General features: G+C 25.1%; 17 protein-coding genes. 14 read left to right on the forward strand and 3 right to left on the reverse strand.

The genetic code is table 11. From position 1 onward, the window contains the following. The first annotated feature begins 2 nt into the window (after positions 1–2). From BP769_RS01680 to galE, 3 genes are all read left to right on the forward strand, one after another. Positions 3–938: a UDP-glucuronic acid decarboxylase family protein gene (locus BP769_RS01680; RefSeq protein WP_413861901.1), complete on the forward strand. Its 936-nt coding sequence runs from the start codon at positions 3–5 to the stop codon at positions 936–938. A gap of 269 nt (positions 939–1,207) precedes the next feature. Then, a complete protein-coding gene (locus tag BP769_RS01685) occupies positions 1,208–2,098 on the forward strand; it encodes a glycosyltransferase domain-containing protein (protein WP_413861903.1) in 891 nt (296 codons plus the stop codon). A gap of 230 nt (positions 2,099–2,328) precedes the next feature. Then, entirely contained in the window at positions 2,329–3,321 is a 993-nt protein-coding gene (galE, locus tag BP769_RS01690; RefSeq protein ID WP_413861906.1) for a UDP-glucose 4-epimerase GalE, read from the forward strand. A 54-nt stretch (positions 3,322–3,375) separates the two neighbouring features. Here galE and BP769_RS01695 read toward each other — a convergent pair whose 3' ends face one another. Further along, positions 3,376–3,612, reverse strand: coding sequence for a hypothetical protein (locus BP769_RS01695; RefSeq protein WP_413861908.1), 237 nt, complete (start codon positions 3,610–3,612; stop codon positions 3,376–3,378). A 228-nt stretch (positions 3,613–3,840) separates the two neighbouring features. On the opposite strand from BP769_RS01695, the gene BP769_RS01700 reads away from it, so the two are divergent. The 3 genes from BP769_RS01700 to BP769_RS01710 all read left to right on the forward strand — a co-directional run bounded on the left by BP769_RS01700 (position 3,841) and on the right by BP769_RS01710 (position 7,481). Beyond that, positions 3,841–4,212 carry a hypothetical protein gene (locus BP769_RS01700; RefSeq protein ID WP_413861910.1) on the forward strand — a complete coding sequence of 124 codons (372 nt, stop codon included), beginning with the start codon at positions 3,841–3,843 and terminating at the stop codon, positions 4,210–4,212. Positions 4,213–5,811: 1,599 nt separating this feature from the next. After that, entirely contained in the window at positions 5,812–6,915 is a 1,104-nt protein-coding gene (locus BP769_RS01705; RefSeq protein ID WP_413861912.1) for a helix-turn-helix domain-containing protein, read from the forward strand. A 5-nt stretch (positions 6,916–6,920) separates the two neighbouring features. Beyond that, positions 6,921–7,481 carry a nucleic acid-binding protein gene (locus tag BP769_RS01710; protein ID WP_413861914.1) on the forward strand — a complete coding sequence of 187 codons (561 nt, stop codon included), beginning with the start codon at positions 6,921–6,923 and terminating at the stop codon, positions 7,479–7,481. 328 nt (positions 7,482–7,809) lie between these two features. Here BP769_RS01710 and BP769_RS01715 read toward each other — a convergent pair whose 3' ends face one another. Then, positions 7,810–8,700, reverse strand: a complete 891-nt coding sequence (locus tag BP769_RS01715) for a DUF3800 domain-containing protein (RefSeq protein WP_413861916.1) — start codon at positions 8,698–8,700, stop codon at positions 7,810–7,812. Positions 8,701–8,937: 237 nt separating this feature from the next. Then, positions 8,938–9,681 carry a hypothetical protein gene (locus BP769_RS01720; protein ID WP_413861918.1) on the reverse strand — a complete coding sequence of 248 codons (744 nt, stop codon included), beginning with the start codon at positions 9,679–9,681 and terminating at the stop codon, positions 8,938–8,940. A gap of 641 nt (positions 9,682–10,322) precedes the next feature. Here BP769_RS01720 and cas6 point away from each other — a divergent pair. From cas6 to cas2, 8 genes are all read left to right on the forward strand, one after another. After that, the gene (gene cas6, locus BP769_RS01725) at positions 10,323–11,006 is read left to right on the forward strand and encodes a CRISPR-associated endoribonuclease Cas6 (RefSeq protein ID WP_413861920.1); all 684 of its coding nucleotides are present in this window, start codon (positions 10,323–10,325) and stop codon (positions 11,004–11,006) included. Between the two features lie 86 nt (positions 11,007–11,092). Further along, complete coding sequence (cas8a1, locus tag BP769_RS01730; protein ID WP_413861922.1) at positions 11,093–12,439, forward strand: type I-B CRISPR-associated protein Cas8b1/Cst1; 1,347 nt, start codon at positions 11,093–11,095, stop codon at positions 12,437–12,439. A 4-nt stretch (positions 12,440–12,443) separates the two neighbouring features. Next, a complete protein-coding gene (gene cas7i, locus BP769_RS01735) occupies positions 12,444–13,439 on the forward strand; it encodes a type I-B CRISPR-associated protein Cas7/Cst2/DevR (protein WP_413861924.1) in 996 nt (331 codons plus the stop codon). Next, the gene (gene cas5b / locus BP769_RS01740) at positions 13,436–14,056 is read left to right on the forward strand and encodes a type I-B CRISPR-associated protein Cas5b (protein WP_413861926.1); all 621 of its coding nucleotides are present in this window, start codon (positions 13,436–13,438) and stop codon (positions 14,054–14,056) included. The genes cas7i and cas5b overlap by 4 nt, the downstream gene beginning before the upstream one ends. Positions 14,057–14,086: 30 nt before the next feature. Next, positions 14,087–16,390, forward strand: coding sequence for a CRISPR-associated helicase Cas3' (gene cas3 / locus BP769_RS01745; RefSeq protein WP_413861928.1), 2,304 nt, complete (start codon positions 14,087–14,089; stop codon positions 16,388–16,390). Further along, positions 16,387–16,911: a CRISPR-associated protein Cas4 gene (cas4, locus tag BP769_RS01750; protein ID WP_413861930.1), complete on the forward strand. Its 525-nt coding sequence runs from the start codon at positions 16,387–16,389 to the stop codon at positions 16,909–16,911. The genes cas3 and cas4 overlap by 4 nt, the downstream gene beginning before the upstream one ends. Positions 16,912–16,940: 29 nt before the next feature. Further along, on the forward strand, positions 16,941–17,909 hold the full coding sequence (gene cas1b, locus BP769_RS01755; protein WP_413861932.1) for a type I-B CRISPR-associated endonuclease Cas1b: 969 nt from the start codon (positions 16,941–16,943) through the stop codon (positions 17,907–17,909). A 3-nt stretch (positions 17,910–17,912) separates the two neighbouring features. After that, positions 17,913–18,176: a CRISPR-associated endonuclease Cas2 gene (gene cas2 / locus BP769_RS01760; protein WP_413861934.1), complete on the forward strand. Its 264-nt coding sequence runs from the start codon at positions 17,913–17,915 to the stop codon at positions 18,174–18,176. The last annotated feature ends 346 nt before the right edge of the window (positions 18,177–18,522 follow it).

An 18,522-nucleotide genomic window follows, 5' to 3' on the forward strand; every position in this document is an offset into this window, starting at 1 on the left:
AAATGAAAACAGTAATAGTAACAGGTGGGGCAGGATTTGTAGGAAGTAACCTTTGTAAAACCTTATTAAGTGAAGGTAATAAGGTTATTTGTGTAGATAACTTTTTTACAGGTAGAATGGAAAACCTTACAAGTTTAAAAGGTGAAAACTTCACCATTATCAAACATGATATTCAAAACCCCTTAAAAATCAATGAAACAATTGATGAAATTTATAATTTAGCATCACCTGCTAGTCCTCCACACTACCAAAAAGACCCAGTAGATACACTAAAAACAAATGTTATTGGCATGATAAACATGTTAGACCTAGCTAAGGTTAAAGATGCTAAGATTTTACAAACTAGTACTAGTGAAGTTTATGGTGAACCATTAGAACATCCGCAAAAAGAAACCTACCGAGGTAATGTTAACCCTGATGGTATAAGAGCCTGCTATGATGAAGGAAAAAGATGCTCTGAAACATTATGCTTTGATTATAACCGTCAATATAATGTTAAAGTAAAAGTTACAAGATTATTCAATACCTATGGTCCGAATATGGATCCATTAGATGGAAGAGTTGTTTCTAATTTCATACTTCAAGCATTAAAAGGTGAAAACTTAGCAGTTTATGGTGATGGAAGTCAAACACGCAGTTTCTGTTTTGTAGATGATACTGTAAAAGGATTAATAAAAATGATGAAATCCCCAGATGATTTTACAGGTCCTGTAAATATTGGAAATCCTGGAGAATTCACAATACTAGAATTAGCAGAAAAAATTTTAAACAAAATAAATACCCAATCTGAAATTGAATATCACTCCTTACCTAGTGATGATCCTACACGTCGCAGACCAGATATAAGTCTAGCTAAAAAAGAATTAAATTGGGAACCTGAAATCTTATTAAGTGAAGGTTTAGATAAAACAATAGAATACTATAAAAATTACATTTAAAAAAAACAATATTTTATTTTTATTCAATAGTGAATAATTTATAAAATAATTAATTACTTATTATTATATTAAAATTTTTTTAGGTTTTATGAATTTTTATTTACTGGTGGGCTTGGTTATATGGGGGTATCATGTTAAATAAGTAGTTAAGTGGTCTGGGTTATTCTGGGTGGTTATTGATATGTGAGGTTTTAACTTTTCATTTAGATGATACAACAGGTATAAAAGATTATTATACTAGATAATTTTTATTTAACCTTTTTTAAGGTTTGATTTTTATTTTAAAAAATTATAATGAGATTTTAAGAGATAGAAGATTTGAAAAATTTAAGAATTGTGATTTATTTAATTGTGATTGTTGTAAAGATTATGATGATTTAATAAGTGATATTTCTAATAGTAAGATTGCTGTATATACTGCATTTACAGGGGATTATGATACTTTAAAAGATCCTGATTTTATTGATGAAAATTGTGATTATATATGTTTTTGTGATAATCCTAATATAAGGTCTTCAGTTTGGAGAATAATTTTAATGGAAGATTCTATTTTGGATAATAATCGTAAAGCTAAGCAGTATAAAGTTTTTCCACATAAGTATCTTTCGGAATATAAATATAGTTTATGGGTTGATGGTACTTTTCGGATTAAGTTTAGTGTGAGGGAATATATAAGAAGGTATGTTAAGAATTCAATGTTAATTGTTATTCATTCAGAACGTAATGATATACTTGATGAATTTGAAGTGTCTTTATTTCAAAAAAGGTATCCTAGGGTTATAATGGAGGAACAAGTTAATAAATATTTAGATGAAGGATTTCCACGAAATTATGGATTAGGTGCTATGGGTTTTATTTTTAGACAGCATATTGAAGAAATTTCTCAGGTAATGGATGATTGGTGGGATGAAATTATTAAATATAGTTATCAGGATCAATTAAGTTTTCCGTATGTTTGTTGGAAAAATGATTTTCATCCATCAGTAAGTCTTATAAATTATGAAGGAAATAATTATTGGGATAAACCTCCGGGAAATAGGCACCAGAAGGAGTTTAAAACACCTTTTAATAGTTACAGATTATTGGATAAAATGGAGAATCCGGTAGTTGAAACTTTAATATTAAATAAAGAGGAATTAAATTTAATAAAAATGATTTAAAAGTGTTAAATAATATAAAAATAGAGGATATTAATTTCAATTTTTTTGATGCATTAAAGTTTAAAATAAAAAAATCAACACTGGGGCTTATAATTTATCAATTAATTGAAGATATAAAAAAAATCTTTGTAACAATTATTAAATTTAATATATTCGATAGGAAATAATTTATAAAACATTTAATAAATCTATTAATTAATAAAAAAATTTTTTAAGGAATTATAATTATCATGATTTTAATTACTGGTGGGCTTGGTTATATTGGGTCTCATGTTAACAAATTATTAAGTAGTCTGGGTTATTCTACTTTAGTATTAGATAATCTTGTGTCTGGTAGTATGGCTGCTTGTAAGTGGGGGGATTTTGTTGAGTGTGACTTGGAGGATAAGGATAAGTTAAAGGAAATTTTTGAAACTTATGATATTAGTGCGGTTATGCATTTTGCAGCTTTTACTGAGGTTGCAGATTCTGTAAAGCATCCAAGTAAATATATGAAAAATAATTATGAAAATACTGTTAACTTGTTAAATGTGATGCATGAGTTTAATGTTAATAAGTTTATTTTTTCTTCTACAGCAGCGGTTTATGGTACACCTTTAAGTATTCCTATTAAGGAGTCTCATCCACTTAATCCTATTAACCCCTATGGTGAATCTAAAGTACGTGTAGAGGAGGAATTAAGTAAACGTTCACATGAGTATGGTTTACGATATGTTTCTCTACGTTATTTTAATGCTGCTGGTGATGATGTGGATAAGGAGATTGGTGAGGAGCATGATCCTGAAACTCATCTTATTCCCCTTATTCTGGATGCGGCTATTGGTAAACGGGATTGTATTATTTTTGGTGATGATTACCCTACACCTGATGGAACATGTATCCGGGATTATGTGCATGTTGAGGATTTAGCACAAGCACACCTACTTGCTTATGAATACCTAAAAGATGGTGGGTGTAGTGATGTTTTTAACCTGGGTCATGGTACTGGTTTTAGTGTGAAGCAAGTTATAATGGAGTGTATGAAGGTTACTGGTATCAAATTTGAAGTTGAAATTGGTGAACGTCGAGTGGGTGATCCTTCTATTCTTGTAGCTGATAGTACTAAGATTAAGGAAAAACTTGGTTGGATGCCTGTTAATAGTAGTTTGACTAATATTGTTAATACTGCTTGGCGTTGGCATTTAAAATTAAATTTTAAAAATCATCACTACTTCAAAGACTAAAAAAAATATGGAATAATAAAGGATTAAAAAAAATAATAAGATTAAATTGGTGCTTTAATTTTTGATTATTTTATAATCCTGTTTTTTTAGTACGGATATGGTATCAATTCCAATATAAATACTATTTTTCATATCTGCTTGGTTTAATTCAATATATCCATCTTCTGTATAAATTACTATGTCATCAATGTTACAATTAAATTTTTCACCATTATTACAAATTATAGAAATAGTTTCTATTGGAATGTCTTTCATTGTACTAATTATTTTGTTTATACTTAATTCATTCATTTTTTCACCTCCATTTCTTCTACTTATTAATTTTATATTGGTTATAACTATTATCTAAATGTTCGTAACTTGACTAATTTTATAAAATTTTTTAAAAATATATATTTAAATTATTAATTGAAAAGGATAATATAAAATAAAATAAATAATATTAATTATAAACAATTAAAAAAATTTATAAATTATTAATCAGTTAATAATAAAAATAAAAGAGAGATGGATTTTTTTATGGTTGAAATTTTAACACAAAACACTAAATTATTAAAAGATTATTTAAAAACTGTGGATACTAGATTGGAGAAGCCTCATATTAAGTATGGTGAAATATTAGAAGAGGTAAAGGATAAGACTAGAACTTATACTATACCAATCCTTGGTGATGTTGAGATTTTAAAGTATCGCCCAAGTGATATGATTTATTCAAGCACATCTACTATTCTAGATGAAGAGGAGAAAGTTTTAATTTTCAGTGTTCCTGAGAAGGCTAATAAGCAGCAAACAAGTTTTATGAAGGATTTTCATATGCAAGTTTTACAGGAAAATATTAGTAATCTTGGTAAGGAAGTGGATGATTTTAATAATAAATTTATAAAAATTTAATTTATGGGACAGTTCCTTTTACTGTAAACTTTTAATGAGTTTTACTAATAAGAATTAAATTATACAAATAATGGTAAAGGATTCCACTTTTTATTGGGGGGTTTTTTTTATGCATTATTCTTTTTTTTAAATATTTTTCCACGCATGAGTTGTAAAAGAATATTATGTTTATTGTATATAGTAATACAATATACACTAATTTTTTAATTAAATATAATAAAGTATAAATCCTTCAAAGGTCTTGTAAGGAAAAAGACTTATAAGTATAACTTCCTTAACACAAATATACATTTTTCAAATTCTTAAAAAATTATAACTATAACTCTAATCTAAAGTATATATTTTCTAATAATTTAATAATTATAACTATCCCAAAAAGCAAACAACTCAAAACGTATCTTAAAAAGAGTTTCATGTAAATGCCAATATTGTGGAAGCAAAAAAAGATTTAGAAGTCCACCATATAATACCAAAAAAATCATATTCTACAGTATCTTAATGATTTGATTAAATAATAATTTTAATGTAATTACATTATATAAAAATTGTCCCATCTTAAAATTCATCAAATTATGGATTCAGGAACCTAATACTTAAAAGAGGCAATGTTTTAGATAAAACTTTTAAAACTATGCAGGTAAACAATTACATTAAAGAGGAGTTTTTAAAGTTTTCTATATTTTTAGACTTATATTATCTAAATTCATTTTTTTAAAACTATTTTTTTAATAATTTAATGATTTTCATACTATATTTTAAGGTTTAAAAGATTTTTAAATATTTAAAAATATAATGGAAATGTTACATTTTTTACTAATGTTACATGATGTTACATAAAAAAAAGTAACATTTAGCTAACTTTAAATCCTTAAATTTTAAAACGAAGCCCTTATATTAATATTTTTTTAAATGTTACATAAATTTTAATAAGAGCCCCCCCATTATATGGAAAATTTTTTTTTAAAATTATATTATTTTATTATAATAGGGGGGGTACCCTCTTCAGAAAAATGTAACAATGTAACATTTATACAAACAAATATAAAATATTAAAAACTATTTAATATTAACATATTATTCAATAAATAATATGATAAATTCCTAGAAATATATGTAACATTATGAACACTAAAAAAAAGTGATCTTTCTAAAAAAATGTAACATTTAAAAGAAAACCCCTAAAATTAAGTAAAAAGGTAAAATATTACAAATTATATTTTTAAATGTTGATTTAAGATTTTTTAATAATTAAATAGGTTTTAATATAATTATTAATCATTGGAATCTTATAATAATCAGGGGTTTGTTGTTAAAACTTAATGTGTGGGATGTTATTGTAATAAAAATGGTTTGTTCAATATAAATTTTAGTGTATTTTTGATTTTAAATTTTGGTTTAATATAATTTTAGTTTTTTTTTTTAAATGTTTATGTGGCTGTGTAGTACTTATTTTATGATGGAATGTTTTTAAAGAATTTATTTTATATAAAAAATGTTTTGTAATATTTTATAGAAAAATTTATATGTTTTTTATTACAAAACATATTATTATAAAAAATAGTTTTTCATAGAAAAAACACATAATGGGGCAGGATAAGTATGGATAATATATGTGAACGTTTAAAAAAGTTAAGAAAAGATATAGGTTTAAATCAGGAATCTTTAGCTGAATATTTAGGTATAGATCAATCCTACCTATCACAGATAGAATTAGGGCATCGTAAATTAACTTTATCTATTTTAGATAAACTTTGTGCATTATATGCCTGTGATATGGATTATATCCTATGTAAAAATGATAATTATACACCTTTAAAAGTTGCATTTCGCTCCAAAAATTTAAGCATAGAAGATTTAGGAGGACTTGCATCAATAAACAAATTATTTAAAAACATGACATATTTAAAATCTAATAAAAACATCAATGAAGCTAATCATTTAGTTTCAGACAACATAGAATTATCTGAAAATGTAAATGATCTCTACTTAAATTCATTAGCAGTGGAATTAAGAAGAGAATGGGAATTAAGTTCTTATGGTCCAATAAATTTATTCTCCACAGTTTTATCCAAAATCCCAGATTTAACCATACTATTCTATCCAATGTCTGAAAATACTAGTGGAATGTGTATAAAAAAAGATAATAGTAAAATTATTGCAATAAATTCCAGTATGACTAAAGGAAGACAAAGATTTACTTTAGCCCATGAATTATACCATTTATATTTCCAAAAAAATTTCAATAACTTATACATATGCAAAGATTCAAATGGATCCGAAAAAGAAGAGGAAGAAGCAAATACTTTTGCATCATTCCTATTAATGCCAGATCAAGCTTTAAAACGATATCGGAAAACTAATCACATACAAGTTTGGGATTTAAATAAAGTAATCGGGGCAGAACAATACTTCCAAATCAGTCACAAAGCCATATTATACAGATTAAAAAATAATAATTTTATAAACGAAGAAGAACATGATTCATTAAAAACAGTTCAAATCACCCAAGAAGCAAAAAAAAGAGGATACTCAGATGAACTATACTGCTGCACAACTAAAAATGAACAATACCTAGTATTAGGAAATTATATTCGTATGATTGAAGAAAACAATAATTCAAATAAACTATCCGAAAGTAAAAAAAGAGAATTACTACTAGATGGTTTTAGAGGAGATCTTGTTTTCTCTTTCAGCGAGGACTGATAAAATTGAATGATAAACCTATTTTTTATGATACCGACTGCTTATCCTCATTTTTAGGAGTAAATAAAATAAATATATTAGAAAAATTATATTCTCAAATTATAATTTCCACCACAGTTAAAGAAGAATTCTTTAACCAATCCACACCTAATCCAATTAAAGAAAGATTACAAAACTGTATTAATAAAAACTATGTTCAAATCAAAGATTTAGAATTAGATTCAAAAGAATTTAACACATACTATGAATTATATACAAGTCTTGAAGGAGAAAACGATGGAAAAGGAGAATTAACCACCATAGCATTAGCTAAAACATATAATGGAATAATTGCAAGTAATAATTTAAAAGACATATGTAAATATATAAAAAAATTTAATTTAAAACATATTACAACCTCCGTTATCTTACAAACCCCCTATAAAAAAGGCCATATTACCCTTAATGAAGCTTGTGAAACTTGGAATAAAATGATAAATAATGGTATAAAACTACCCGAAAAATCATTTAAAGATTATATCTCCAAAAAAGATCATTTATGCTACCAAAAAGGGGTTTTATCATAGATTGTGTTATGGTTTAATTTTAATTAATTTTAGTAATGTAAGAAGAGTATTCAGCATGAATCAAAAAAAATACTATTAATGAAAATTGAATCCAATTTATCAAACAAGGAAACAAAACTCAAAAATTTAATCTATAACATCCACAAATCAACACAACTACCAAAAAAATAGGGTTTCTACAAGCCATTTATTAATTTTATGAGAAAACATTAAATGTTTTTTGTAAAGTAATTATCTAATGTTTCATTTTTATTTTCATTAACAGGTTTTTTTATTTTAATATTTCTATGAAATTCTCCTTCTACACGAATTTTTTCTCCGTATAAATTTATTGATAGTACATTTTTTCTTTAGGAAAAATTGATACATCTTGTTTTCTATAGAAATTTAAATGACTATTTTTATTATTTGGTTCTTCCCAAATTTTTTTGAATAAAGGGTAATATATATTACTTATTTCATTTTTTATTTGGGTCTTTGCTGGTTGGAATAATATTTGATTAATGCAACCTAAAATTAAATCAATAAATTGTATAAATTGTGCATTTTTTTTAAATTTTTCATATGCATAGTTATTATGATTTGAATCAATAAAAGTAATGGTATCCTTTTGGATATCAACATCTTCTATTTTATCTAATTTATTAGGTGTGTTCCATGGAAAAATATTACTTAACTCTTTTTCAGAAGATTTGTCATGAAAAAATTCTTTTATTATAAATTTTTCATCTTTGAAAAAGAAATTTTTAGCTCCTAATATAACCATCCTGTAAAATCTATTATAAACTATATTGTCAGTTTCTTCATTTCCAAAAAATGTTTTATCTAATTTTTTCAAATCTATATATAATATTTTAAAATAAATTAATTTATTCTTATCGCTGTAATTTTGATTATGTTGTAATAAAAATTTAATCCATCTTTTTGAAATTTCTTTTAAATGATGAGGAGATTTTTCACGTAATTCTTTATAATGAATTTCTTTATTATTGAGTTTATGCCATTTTTCTTTACATAATTTTGCTTTACTATTTAGACAGTTTTTAAAGTCCCAATGCCAAGTATCACTATTTTCATTCATACATCTTAATTCAAGTAATTTATCAACAAATTCCTTTTTAAAAGATGTAGGAACAAATAAACATCCAATACCAAGATATTCTGTATTTGTTTTTTTATCAACAATAAATGTTTCATCTGTAAAAATTTCTATTTCCATAATTATTATTATCTCCCACACTTTTAAACTAAGAATGTATTGTGTATTCTAATTTTTTAACACTAATGAAGTACTACTAATATTTTAACTTTTTATTTTCCAAATAGTTTATTATTAACATTAATTTATGATTTTTAGTTCTTAACGAGCTGATTTTAATTATATTCTTTTTAAACTTTTTTTTAATTAATTTTTGAAAGAACTAAATATTATAAAAATTAAAAGTTTATATAATATTTATTTGAATTTTAATTGTGGTTGTATCTTAGATAATGTTGATATAGATTTATTTTTAGAATCACACTCTTTTTTCCATTTATCAAAATCTATATACCCATTTTTTAATTTAAATGGATAGTATTCAAGTATATCTTTAAATTGTATTTTTTTATTAATTAATTTATTATATAAATAATAAGTTTCCCAATAATGATTTTCTCGTTTATTCTCTGCATGTTCTTCTTCTTTGTTAAAGTCATAGATATTTTCAATTTTTATTTGGGGCATGATTTCTCTTTTTCTTAGTTGATTATTTAGATAAGATTCAATATTTAATTTATATATTGGTTTATTTAATGATATTTTGCATTCTTTCCAATTTTCAGCACACATTTTCAGAATTATTAAAGACATTGTTTCACATACAATTTCTTCATATCTGTGAGCGGCATTTTTTTTGTATTGATCTTCTCTTTTAAATCTAAATATATAATGACATATTTCATGACTTAGTTGAAATATTATTTGGCACCATAGATTGTCTTTAGTAGGTAATATAATTTTAGGGAGGTTGTCATATGTTAATATTGGTGATTCTTCATTTAAATTAAGCAAAATTGTGCATTTTTTTTGATTTAAATCGTTTTCAGGGATTAATTTTAAATATTGTTTGTAAATTAATTTTGTTAATTCTATTGTGTGTTTGTTTTTAGGTTCAGTATAAAAATTTCCTATAATTCTGGATGTTTTTGTTTTTTTCATGTTGTTCACTTTTATTTTTTTAATTTTTATTAATTATTAAAAACGGTTGCAAAGTTATTTTTTGGAAAAGTTTCTTTAATTATTAATCTAGTATGAAGGAATGTTTTAGATTATAAATTTTGGACTTTTAGTTAACTCTCAATTATTTATATTTTTTTATAGTATATAAGTCTTCTCTTATATATTGAAACTATTTTTATAAATTTTTATTTTATTTTTTGATATATCAAGGTAAATATATTAAAATAGTATTTATTCCATTATGGTCTGATTTTAATTTTTTTAAGACTTTATTTTTTTAGTCTCTTTTATATGTTTCTATTCCATTATGGTCTGATTTTATAGTATAAATTCACTATTTCATTATATTTAATTGATTTTTAATTTAAATGTTTAAAAATTCTAATTTTCTAACAATTATATTCCTATGTTGTCTTCAATTAATATATTAACTTTACTTTTAAATTAAAATTTAAGCAAATTAATATTTAAAAAAATCTTTTCTTAATTAATGAAAATAATCATTTTTAACAAGAGATAATTTTTTTGAAAGTTAAATAGAAAGGTTTATTTATTTATCTATTTATATTATAGTTTATATGAGATTGAATATTACATTGAAATCGGAGAATAAGAATTATTTGGTTCCTTTTAATTATAATCATATTCTTTCTAGTATTATTTATGATAAGATTAGTGATTTGGATTTAGCTAGTAAGTTGCATGATTCTAATAATTTTAAGTTTTTTAATTTTTCTCAAATAAGCGTTCGTAAGAGAAAGTTTGTGAAGAATGGTATTATCTCCCGGAATGGGGAGTTTAGTTTTATTATTTCTTCACCTAATGATTATTTGATTCGGTCACTTGTTGATGGTTATTTAAGTGATAGGAAAGTTAGGTTTCATAATGATATTTTGAATGTTAAGGATATTGAATTGTTACCTATGCCCTCTTTTGATGGTGAGTTTTCTGCTCGAACTTTGTCCCCTATACTTGTTAGGACTAAAAAGATGGTTGATGGTGATTTGAAGGTTTGGGATTTAGCTCCTGGTGATGTTTTTTTTAATAAGTTAAATCTTAATTTAATTAAAAAATTTAATAGTTTTTATAATTCTAATTCTAGTGCTGATTTTAATGTGTATTCTGAAATGAAGAATGTTAAGCGTAAACGGATTACTGTTTTTAAGGACGGTAATCGGATTTTTAATAGGGGGTATATGATGGATTTAATCCTTGAAGGGGATGCTGATTTGTTAAAATTTGCATATGACTGTGGTTTAGGGGAGAAAAATTCAATGGGCTTTGGTTTAATTGATTTGGTTTAATTAAGGTAATTTATATAATATACAAGGTTTAATATAAGATTAATTAATATATTTTTAAAAGTTTTTATTTGTGAGGTGATATTTAGATGACAAGTGAATTAGGTTTAAGAATAACGGGGAATGCTTTTGTTGATTCTGGTATATATGCATTGAAGACATTCTGTGAAAAGGATTTAAACGACATAACAAAGGATGATTTAATAAATCTTAGTGAAACTATTTCAAAATTGTATCCTAAAGCGAAGTGGAATAAGAATATGTATACTGTTTTTCCTAATTTACAACCTTTAACTTATAAAGTTGAGGGTAAGGAGGAGAAATATTTTAAAGTTTTAAAAAATTTATTAGATAATATTCCACCAGTTAATGATTCTGGGGATTGTATGGCTTGTGGTCGGAGAAATACTGATACTCAAGTGGTTAAATCTAATGTTCCTCTTACAGGTTCTGGTTCTCTTAAAAATTATTTTTCATTTGCAAATGATGGTGCGGATTATTGTAATCTTTGTACTCTTTTAATTCAATTTTCTCCATTAGTAATGTATGCATCTGGAGGAAAAATGATTTTATTACATTCTGATTCAAGTAAAGTTATGAATCATTGGAGTAAGAAAGCTTTAAAAAATATTAGTAAACAAGAATCTATGCAAGTATATACTGGTTGTTTTAATGAAGGTTATACTAATCCTCAAAATGCTGTTTTTAAAATGATTATGGATATTATCCGTGATAGTGATGAACGTTGGGCTGATGAATATCCATCATTGAATTTTTATTATTTTACAAATTATAATCAAGGACCAGAATTGGAGATTTTTAATGTTCCAACTAATGTTTTCAGATTTTTAACTTATATTCCACCAGATGAATATTCAAATTGGAATATGATTGTTAGAAAAGGATATGTTTATGTTAAGTGGGATAAAGTAAAAGAATTAAATGATTATAAAAATAAGAGAAATACGGTTTATAATAATTTATTAACTAATAAAAGTATTTTGTATTATTTTTTTAATAGAAAGTATAAGAAGGCTTATTGTTCTTGGGATCTGTTAAAGTATTATATGATGGAGGTGCGTAAAATGGATGAGGAACGTTTAGAAACTATTAAAAGTTTAGGTGATAAATTAGCAGAATATATTAAATCTAATAATGATACTAAAGTTTTGCATAATTTAGAGACTGCTAAAAATTATAATTCATTTAGAAATATTTTAAGAAAAGTTATAAAAAAACGAATTGCAAATAGTGAAGAGGAATTATTATTTACATATGATGAGTATGTTAAATATTTATTCCCTGAAGGAAATTTAACTTGGAGAGAAACACAAGATTTATTATTATTTAGAATATATGAAAAGCTTCATGAATGGTTAGTTGCTGAAAACTATGTGGAAGAATTTAAGGATGAAACAGATATTGAGGAGGAATAAAATTATGTCAAAGAATGTTATAGGTTTTATGTTAATTGATGCACCACATTCTGCATTAAACAATGCAGGTAGTGATGCTGGAGATCGAACAGATAATATAGTTAGAGTTAAAGCTATCCGTAAAGGTGGAAAATCTTATCCTTATGTTTCTGGTCAAGCATTACGTTATTGGTGGAGAGAAACTTTAGAATCCAAGTTTAATTGGGAAATGTCACCAATTCAACGTGATAAGAAGATTGCATTTACTAGTGCTAATCCAATAATTTACCCCGATGATGATATGTTTGGTTATATGAGAGCTTTAAGTAAAAAAGAAGGTGGAACTGTAACTAGACGAAGTGTTTTAAGTAATTCTCCATTAGTAAGTATTGTAGGCCAATATCCTACAAATGATTTTGGTGTTATGGCAAGACATGAAGGTGATCCTGTACCTTATGAACATGAATTTTATTCCACAGTTCTTAAAGGAATATTCTCAATAAACTTAGATACTGCAGGTAAATTTTTCACTAAAGAAACAACAGGTTATCGTAACATGTATCCTGAATTAATTGAATTAGCTGAAAAAGAAGGATTAACTAATACTGATGATGCATGGGTTTTAGATGATGAAACTAGAATAAAACGTGTTGAAGATATAATTAATGCTTTACCTTACCTGTATGGTGGTGCTAAACAAGCATCTCATTTAACTGATGTAACTCCAAAATTCTTAATATTAACAAGTATTGATGGTGGAAATCATTTCCTCATGAATATAATTAAAGAAGAAAAAAATGGGGCTAAATTAGATGTTGAATCCTTAAAAGAAGTTCTAAATGATTATGATGATATTTTATTAACTAATGTTTATATTGGTTATAGAAAAGGATTCTTAAAAGATGAAACAATCACTGGGTTAAAAGAATTATCTAAAGAAAATAGTAAACTTGTTTTAGGATCTATAAATGAAATAGTTAAAGAATTTAACAAAGAAGTTCCGAAGTTGGTTAAAGAATGAAATTTTTAAGGGTAACTATTGAAGGTTGGATGGCATCTTTCAGATATCCTACATTTATTAGTGGTTTTCAACCTACTTTACCCTCACCTCCTTTAAGTACTATTTATGGTCTTTTATCTGCAGCAAAAGGTGAAATTGTTAATTCTGATGATAATATTCACTGGGGTTATGTTTTTAATTCTGATGCTAAAGCTGTAGATTTAGAATCAATTTATGAAATTAAAGGATTAAAGGGCAATAAGTCAAATGTAGTTAAAAGAGAATTTTTATTCAACCCTAAAATGTATTTATACTTAGATAACTTAGAATATAAAAAATATTTTAAAAAACCAGCATATCCACTTGTCCTTGGCCGATCAACTGATTTAGCCATGGTATCGGAGGTAAAAGAAATTAATCTAGAAAAAGAGGGTAATGTTAAATTAGGTAAAACAATTCTCCCTTATGGTGTGAAAGGATCATATGGAGTTATACAATCATTACCAACACATTTTACAAATACAATTCCTAGAAAAGCAGTAAATACTAAACCTTACATTTTCATGAAAGATTTCTTTAATTATGAAGATGAAATATACTATGATTCCAACTTAGATTGGGGAGTATGGATATACTAAAAAAAATATGGGGATAGGTGAAATTAGTTTATGGTGAATGAAATATTTGCAAAACCGGATGAAACTTTAATCCAACATACAGAAAACACTTTAAAAGTATTTAAATCAATTAAAGATGCATATCCAGAAATACCCAAATTATGTGGTGTTAATGATTTCTGGGAACATCTTTTTTATTCTCTTTTTTTCCATGATTTTGGAAAAGCCGCTACAGGTTTTCAAAAAAGCTTATTTGAAAAAGGATCCCCTTGGAAGTATCGTCATGAAATATTATCTTCTAGTTTTATTTCTTCATTAAATGGTTTTTACTCTGATTTTTATAAGTATAGTATTGGTTTAGCTATTATCACTCATCATAAAGATGTTAATTTTTTAAGAGAACATAATTTTTCAACTAAACCTATAGGGAATAAACCTAGTCCGGGTTTTATAGTTTACATTAAAAAATTAGAGGAATTAAAAATAAATTTTAATCAATTAATTAAATATTTTGATTTGATTCCAGAATTTAGTGATAAATATTTAGGTTACCAGGTTAAAACTCCAAAAACAATAAAATTTAATGAATTAGAAGATGTATTCGATTCGACAGTTAGCAAATATTATTGGGAGTATAATGATGAGGAATACACACAGTTACATGAAGTTTATGGTGTTTTTCTTAAAGGTTTAGTGAATGCTTGTGATTATTTAGCATCAGGTTCTAAATATGAAATATTAAATGGGATAAAAGATATTGGATCCTTATTTGATTTTAAAACATTACGTAAAACTCAAATTTTAGCATCAAAAACTAAAGGTGATACTTTTTTAACTGCACCAACTGGTAGTGGTAAAACAGAAGCAGCACTATTATGGTCAGGTAATAATCAGAATCAACTTGCTTCTAAAAGAGTTTTCTATCTCTTACCTTACACTGCAAGTATTAATGCAATGTATACTCGTTTGAAAAAAGATTTTAAAAATCCTGATTTAGTTGCAAATTTACATGGTAAAGCTTCCTACTTTTTATATAAAACATTTTCAGACTTAGATTACCAGGAGTCTAAGGATAAGGTTAAAGAAAGTAGTGTAAATGGGGTGTTTGATGTATATGTAAATTACCAGGAGTCTAAGGATAAGGTTAAAGAGATTCAGAATTTATCTAAAAAAATTTACAGACCTTATAAGGTTTTAACTCCTTTTCAAATAATTAAATCATTTTTTGGAGTGAAAGGTTTTGAAATGAACTTATCTGAGTTAGCAGATTCATTAATTATCCTTGATGAGATTCATGCATATGATGCTCATGTAACATCCTTACTTTTAGAGATTTTAAAAATATTAAAGAAAGATTATAATGTAAATTTCTTTATAATGTCTGCAACCATACCTTCTTTTCTTAAAAAGATTTTTATAAAAGAATTAAATATTAATCAAGAAATCCTACTAAATAATAAAGAATTAGATAGTTTTAATCGTCATGAGCTTAATATAATCAATTCTAATATTATGGATAATTTAGATTTAATAGAAGAAGATTTAAATCAAGGATTGCATGTTTTAGTAGTATGTAATACTGTAAATAAAGCCCAAGAAATTTATAAACACTTTAAAGATAAAGGATTTACAAACAGTGCACTTTTACACAGTAGATTCATATTAAAAGATCGTGAAAGAATTGAAGGAAACTTAAATGATTTAAACTTATTAGTTGGAACACAAGCTATAGAAGTATCATTAAACATTAATTATGATACATTATACTCAGAACCTGCACCATTAGATGCATTAATACAACGTTTCGGAAGAGTTAACCGTAAGGGATGGGAAGAAAATTTAATAAAAAAAGTAAATGTATTTTCAACTCCAAGTGATAATGATAAATATATTTATAATACAAAAACAGTTGAAAAAACATTAAAAGTACTAGAAAATATTTCCTTAATTAAAGAAAGTGAAATACAAAAAATTATAGATGCAGTTTACGGTGAAGGATACACAGGTAAAGATCTTGATGAATTTTTATCTGTATCTGAAAATTTCAATGATTTTTATCAAACAATCGTACCATTTATAAATTCTAAAGATAGTGAATCTAGTTTCTATAAGTTATTTAACTCTTATGAACTTGTTCCACAAAAATTCAAATATGATTTTACAAAAAAATTTGAGAAAAAAGAATACTATGAAATGAAATCATATTTCGTGTCTATAAGCCAAGGTCAATTCATGAAACAATTAAATGAAAATAATATTGAATATGATAAAACCATGAATACTTATTTTATAGATATTAAATACGATTCTCAATTAGGATTACTATTAAATGAAGAAGAAGACCAGATTTTATGACAGATATAACCTTTGAAAATAGTGATTATAATATAACAGGTACAGAAATTAATTATTATTTCACATGTAAAACCCAATTATGGTTATTTGCACATAATATATCAATGGAACAAAATTCAGATATTGTAAGCTTAGGAAAACAATTACATGAAAAAACTTATTCCAAAGAAAAAAAGGACTTACTAATAGATAACTTAATAGCCATAGACTTTATAAAAAAAGGAGATACTTTAGAAGTTCATGAAATCAAAAAAAGCAATAAAACAAAAAAAGCACATGAATATCAATTATTATATTACATGTACTATTTAAAAGAACATAAAAATATAAATAACCTTAAAGGGGTTTTAAACTATCCTTTAGTTAATAAAAAAGAAGAAATAGATTTAACAACAGAAAAAATTGAAAAAATCAAAAATCTTTTAAATAAAATTAATCACATAATCAAAAATAAAATGCCCCATCCTGAAAAGAAGAAAATGTGTAAAAACTGTTCTTACTATGAATTTTGCTGGGTATAAAAAAAATAATTATTAAGGAAACTTTTATCATGCCTAAAAAGAATTACTACATATTATCTGAAGGGATTTTAAAAAGAAAAGAAAACACCATTTATTATGTTAATGAAAAAGGCAAAAAACCATTACCTATAAATAAAATATATTCCCTATATGCTTATGGGCAAATATCATTCTCATCACAAGTAATAAGCTTATTTGCAAAAGAAGGAATCCCTATACATTTTTTCAACTATTATGGATATTATAATGGATCATTCTATCCAAGAGAATCACTCCTATCTGGGGATTTAATAGTTAAACAAGCCAAATACTACTTAGATTTCACAAAAAGAAAACAATTAGCTAAATTATTTGTAGAAGGCTCTGCTAAAAACATATTAAAAGTCTTAGCCTATTACAAAATAGAAAACAACATTAAAGAAACATTAAAAGAACTAAAAAAAGCAAGCAAAATCACAGAAATAATGAATGTAGAAGCAAGAATAAGATCAGAATATTACTCCAAATTTGACGAAATATTGCCAGATGAATTTCAAATGGGAAAAAGATCAAAACAACCACCAAAAAATATGGTGAATGCAATGATAAGTTTTGGAAATAGTATGATGTATTCAACAGTCCTAACAGAAATATACAACACCCAATTAAACCCTACAATATCATATTTACATGAACCCTCAGAGAGAAGATTTTCACTAGCACTTGACTTAAGTGAAATATTCAAACCCATTTTCGTAGACAGATTAATTTTCTATTTAATAAATAAAAAAATGATATCCAAAAACGATTTTGATAAAGACTTAAACTATTGCTTATTAAATGAAAAAGGAAAAAACATCTTCGTAAACGAATACAATAAAAGATTAGAAAAAACAATAAAACATAAAACATTAAATAAAAAAGTTTCATACCAAAGACTAATAAGATTAGAAGCATACAAATTAAAAAAACATTTAATAGGTGAAAAAACTTATAATCCATTTGTTATATGGTGGTAAAAAATGTATTTATTATTAGTTTATGATATAAAAGTAGAAAGAGTAAACAAAGTAAAAAGTTTCTTAAGACAAAACCTTTACTGGGTGCAAAACTCTGTATTTGAAGGAGAAGTAACTAACAGTGAATTTGAATATATAAAAAACAAACTCAAAGAAATAATCAATGAAGAAGAAGACTCCATAATCATTTATAAATTAAGAATGCCTGAATTAATGGATAAACAAATTCTTGGCATAGAAAAAGCACCTCTAAACAACATATTATAAAAATACCACTTTCTATTTCTTTTTTTAAAAATAATTTCAAAATCAGTTTAACCCATAAAAATTAAAAAACATTATTTTAACTTTTCAAAACAAAATTCTTATTTTCCAAAAAATTCATTTAAACCTATCTCATTTTTAATATACCTCCTGAATAATTTCTGAAAAAAATAAAAACTAATATTCTAAAAAGAATATTAACAATTAAAGAAATTTTAGAAATTCGTTAATCCATATAAAAGGAATAACAAATAAGGTATCGAAAAATTTATCATTAAAAAAGAACCAATATTGAAATGATATATATGATTTAAACGAAATTTTGGCCCTATAGATAATCAGACCATAT

The organism is Methanobrevibacter sp. UBA417, assembly GCF_002508845.1.
Taxonomy (GTDB): domain Archaea; phylum Methanobacteriota; class Methanobacteria; order Methanobacteriales; family Methanobacteriaceae; genus Methanobrevibacter_A; species Methanobrevibacter_A acididurans.

Excerpts from the sequence above, each read along its gene's own strand:
- BP769_RS01680 (WP_413861901.1), top strand. The coding sequence starts at position 3 with ATGAAAACAGTAATAGTAACAGGTGGGGCAGGATTTGTAGGAAGTAAC.
- galE (WP_413861906.1), top strand. The coding sequence starts at position 2,329 with ATGATTTTAATTACTGGTGGGCTTGGTTATATTGGGTCTCATGTTAAC.
- BP769_RS01695 (WP_413861908.1), bottom strand. The coding sequence starts at position 3,612 with ATGAATGAATTAAGTATAAACAAAATAATTAGTACAATGAAAGACATT.
- BP769_RS01700 (WP_413861910.1), top strand. The coding sequence starts at position 3,841 with ATGGTTGAAATTTTAACACAAAACACTAAATTATTAAAAGATTATTTA.
- BP769_RS01705 (WP_413861912.1), top strand. The coding sequence starts at position 5,812 with ATGGATAATATATGTGAACGTTTAAAAAAGTTAAGAAAAGATATAGGT.
- BP769_RS01715 (WP_413861916.1), bottom strand. The coding sequence starts at position 8,700 with ATGGAAATAGAAATTTTTACAGATGAAACATTTATTGTTGATAAAAAA.
- BP769_RS01720 (WP_413861918.1), bottom strand. The coding sequence starts at position 9,681 with ATGAAAAAAACAAAAACATCCAGAATTATAGGAAATTTTTATACTGAA.
- cas8a1 (WP_413861922.1), top strand. The coding sequence starts at position 11,093 with ATGACAAGTGAATTAGGTTTAAGAATAACGGGGAATGCTTTTGTTGAT.
- cas7i (WP_413861924.1), top strand. The coding sequence starts at position 12,444 with ATGTCAAAGAATGTTATAGGTTTTATGTTAATTGATGCACCACATTCT.
- cas5b (WP_413861926.1), top strand. The coding sequence starts at position 13,436 with ATGAAATTTTTAAGGGTAACTATTGAAGGTTGGATGGCATCTTTCAGA.
- cas3 (WP_413861928.1), top strand. The coding sequence starts at position 14,087 with ATGGTGAATGAAATATTTGCAAAACCGGATGAAACTTTAATCCAACAT.
- cas4 (WP_413861930.1), top strand. The coding sequence starts at position 16,387 with ATGACAGATATAACCTTTGAAAATAGTGATTATAATATAACAGGTACA.
- cas1b (WP_413861932.1), top strand. The coding sequence starts at position 16,941 with ATGCCTAAAAAGAATTACTACATATTATCTGAAGGGATTTTAAAAAGA.
- cas2 (WP_413861934.1), top strand. The coding sequence starts at position 17,913 with ATGTATTTATTATTAGTTTATGATATAAAAGTAGAAAGAGTAAACAAA.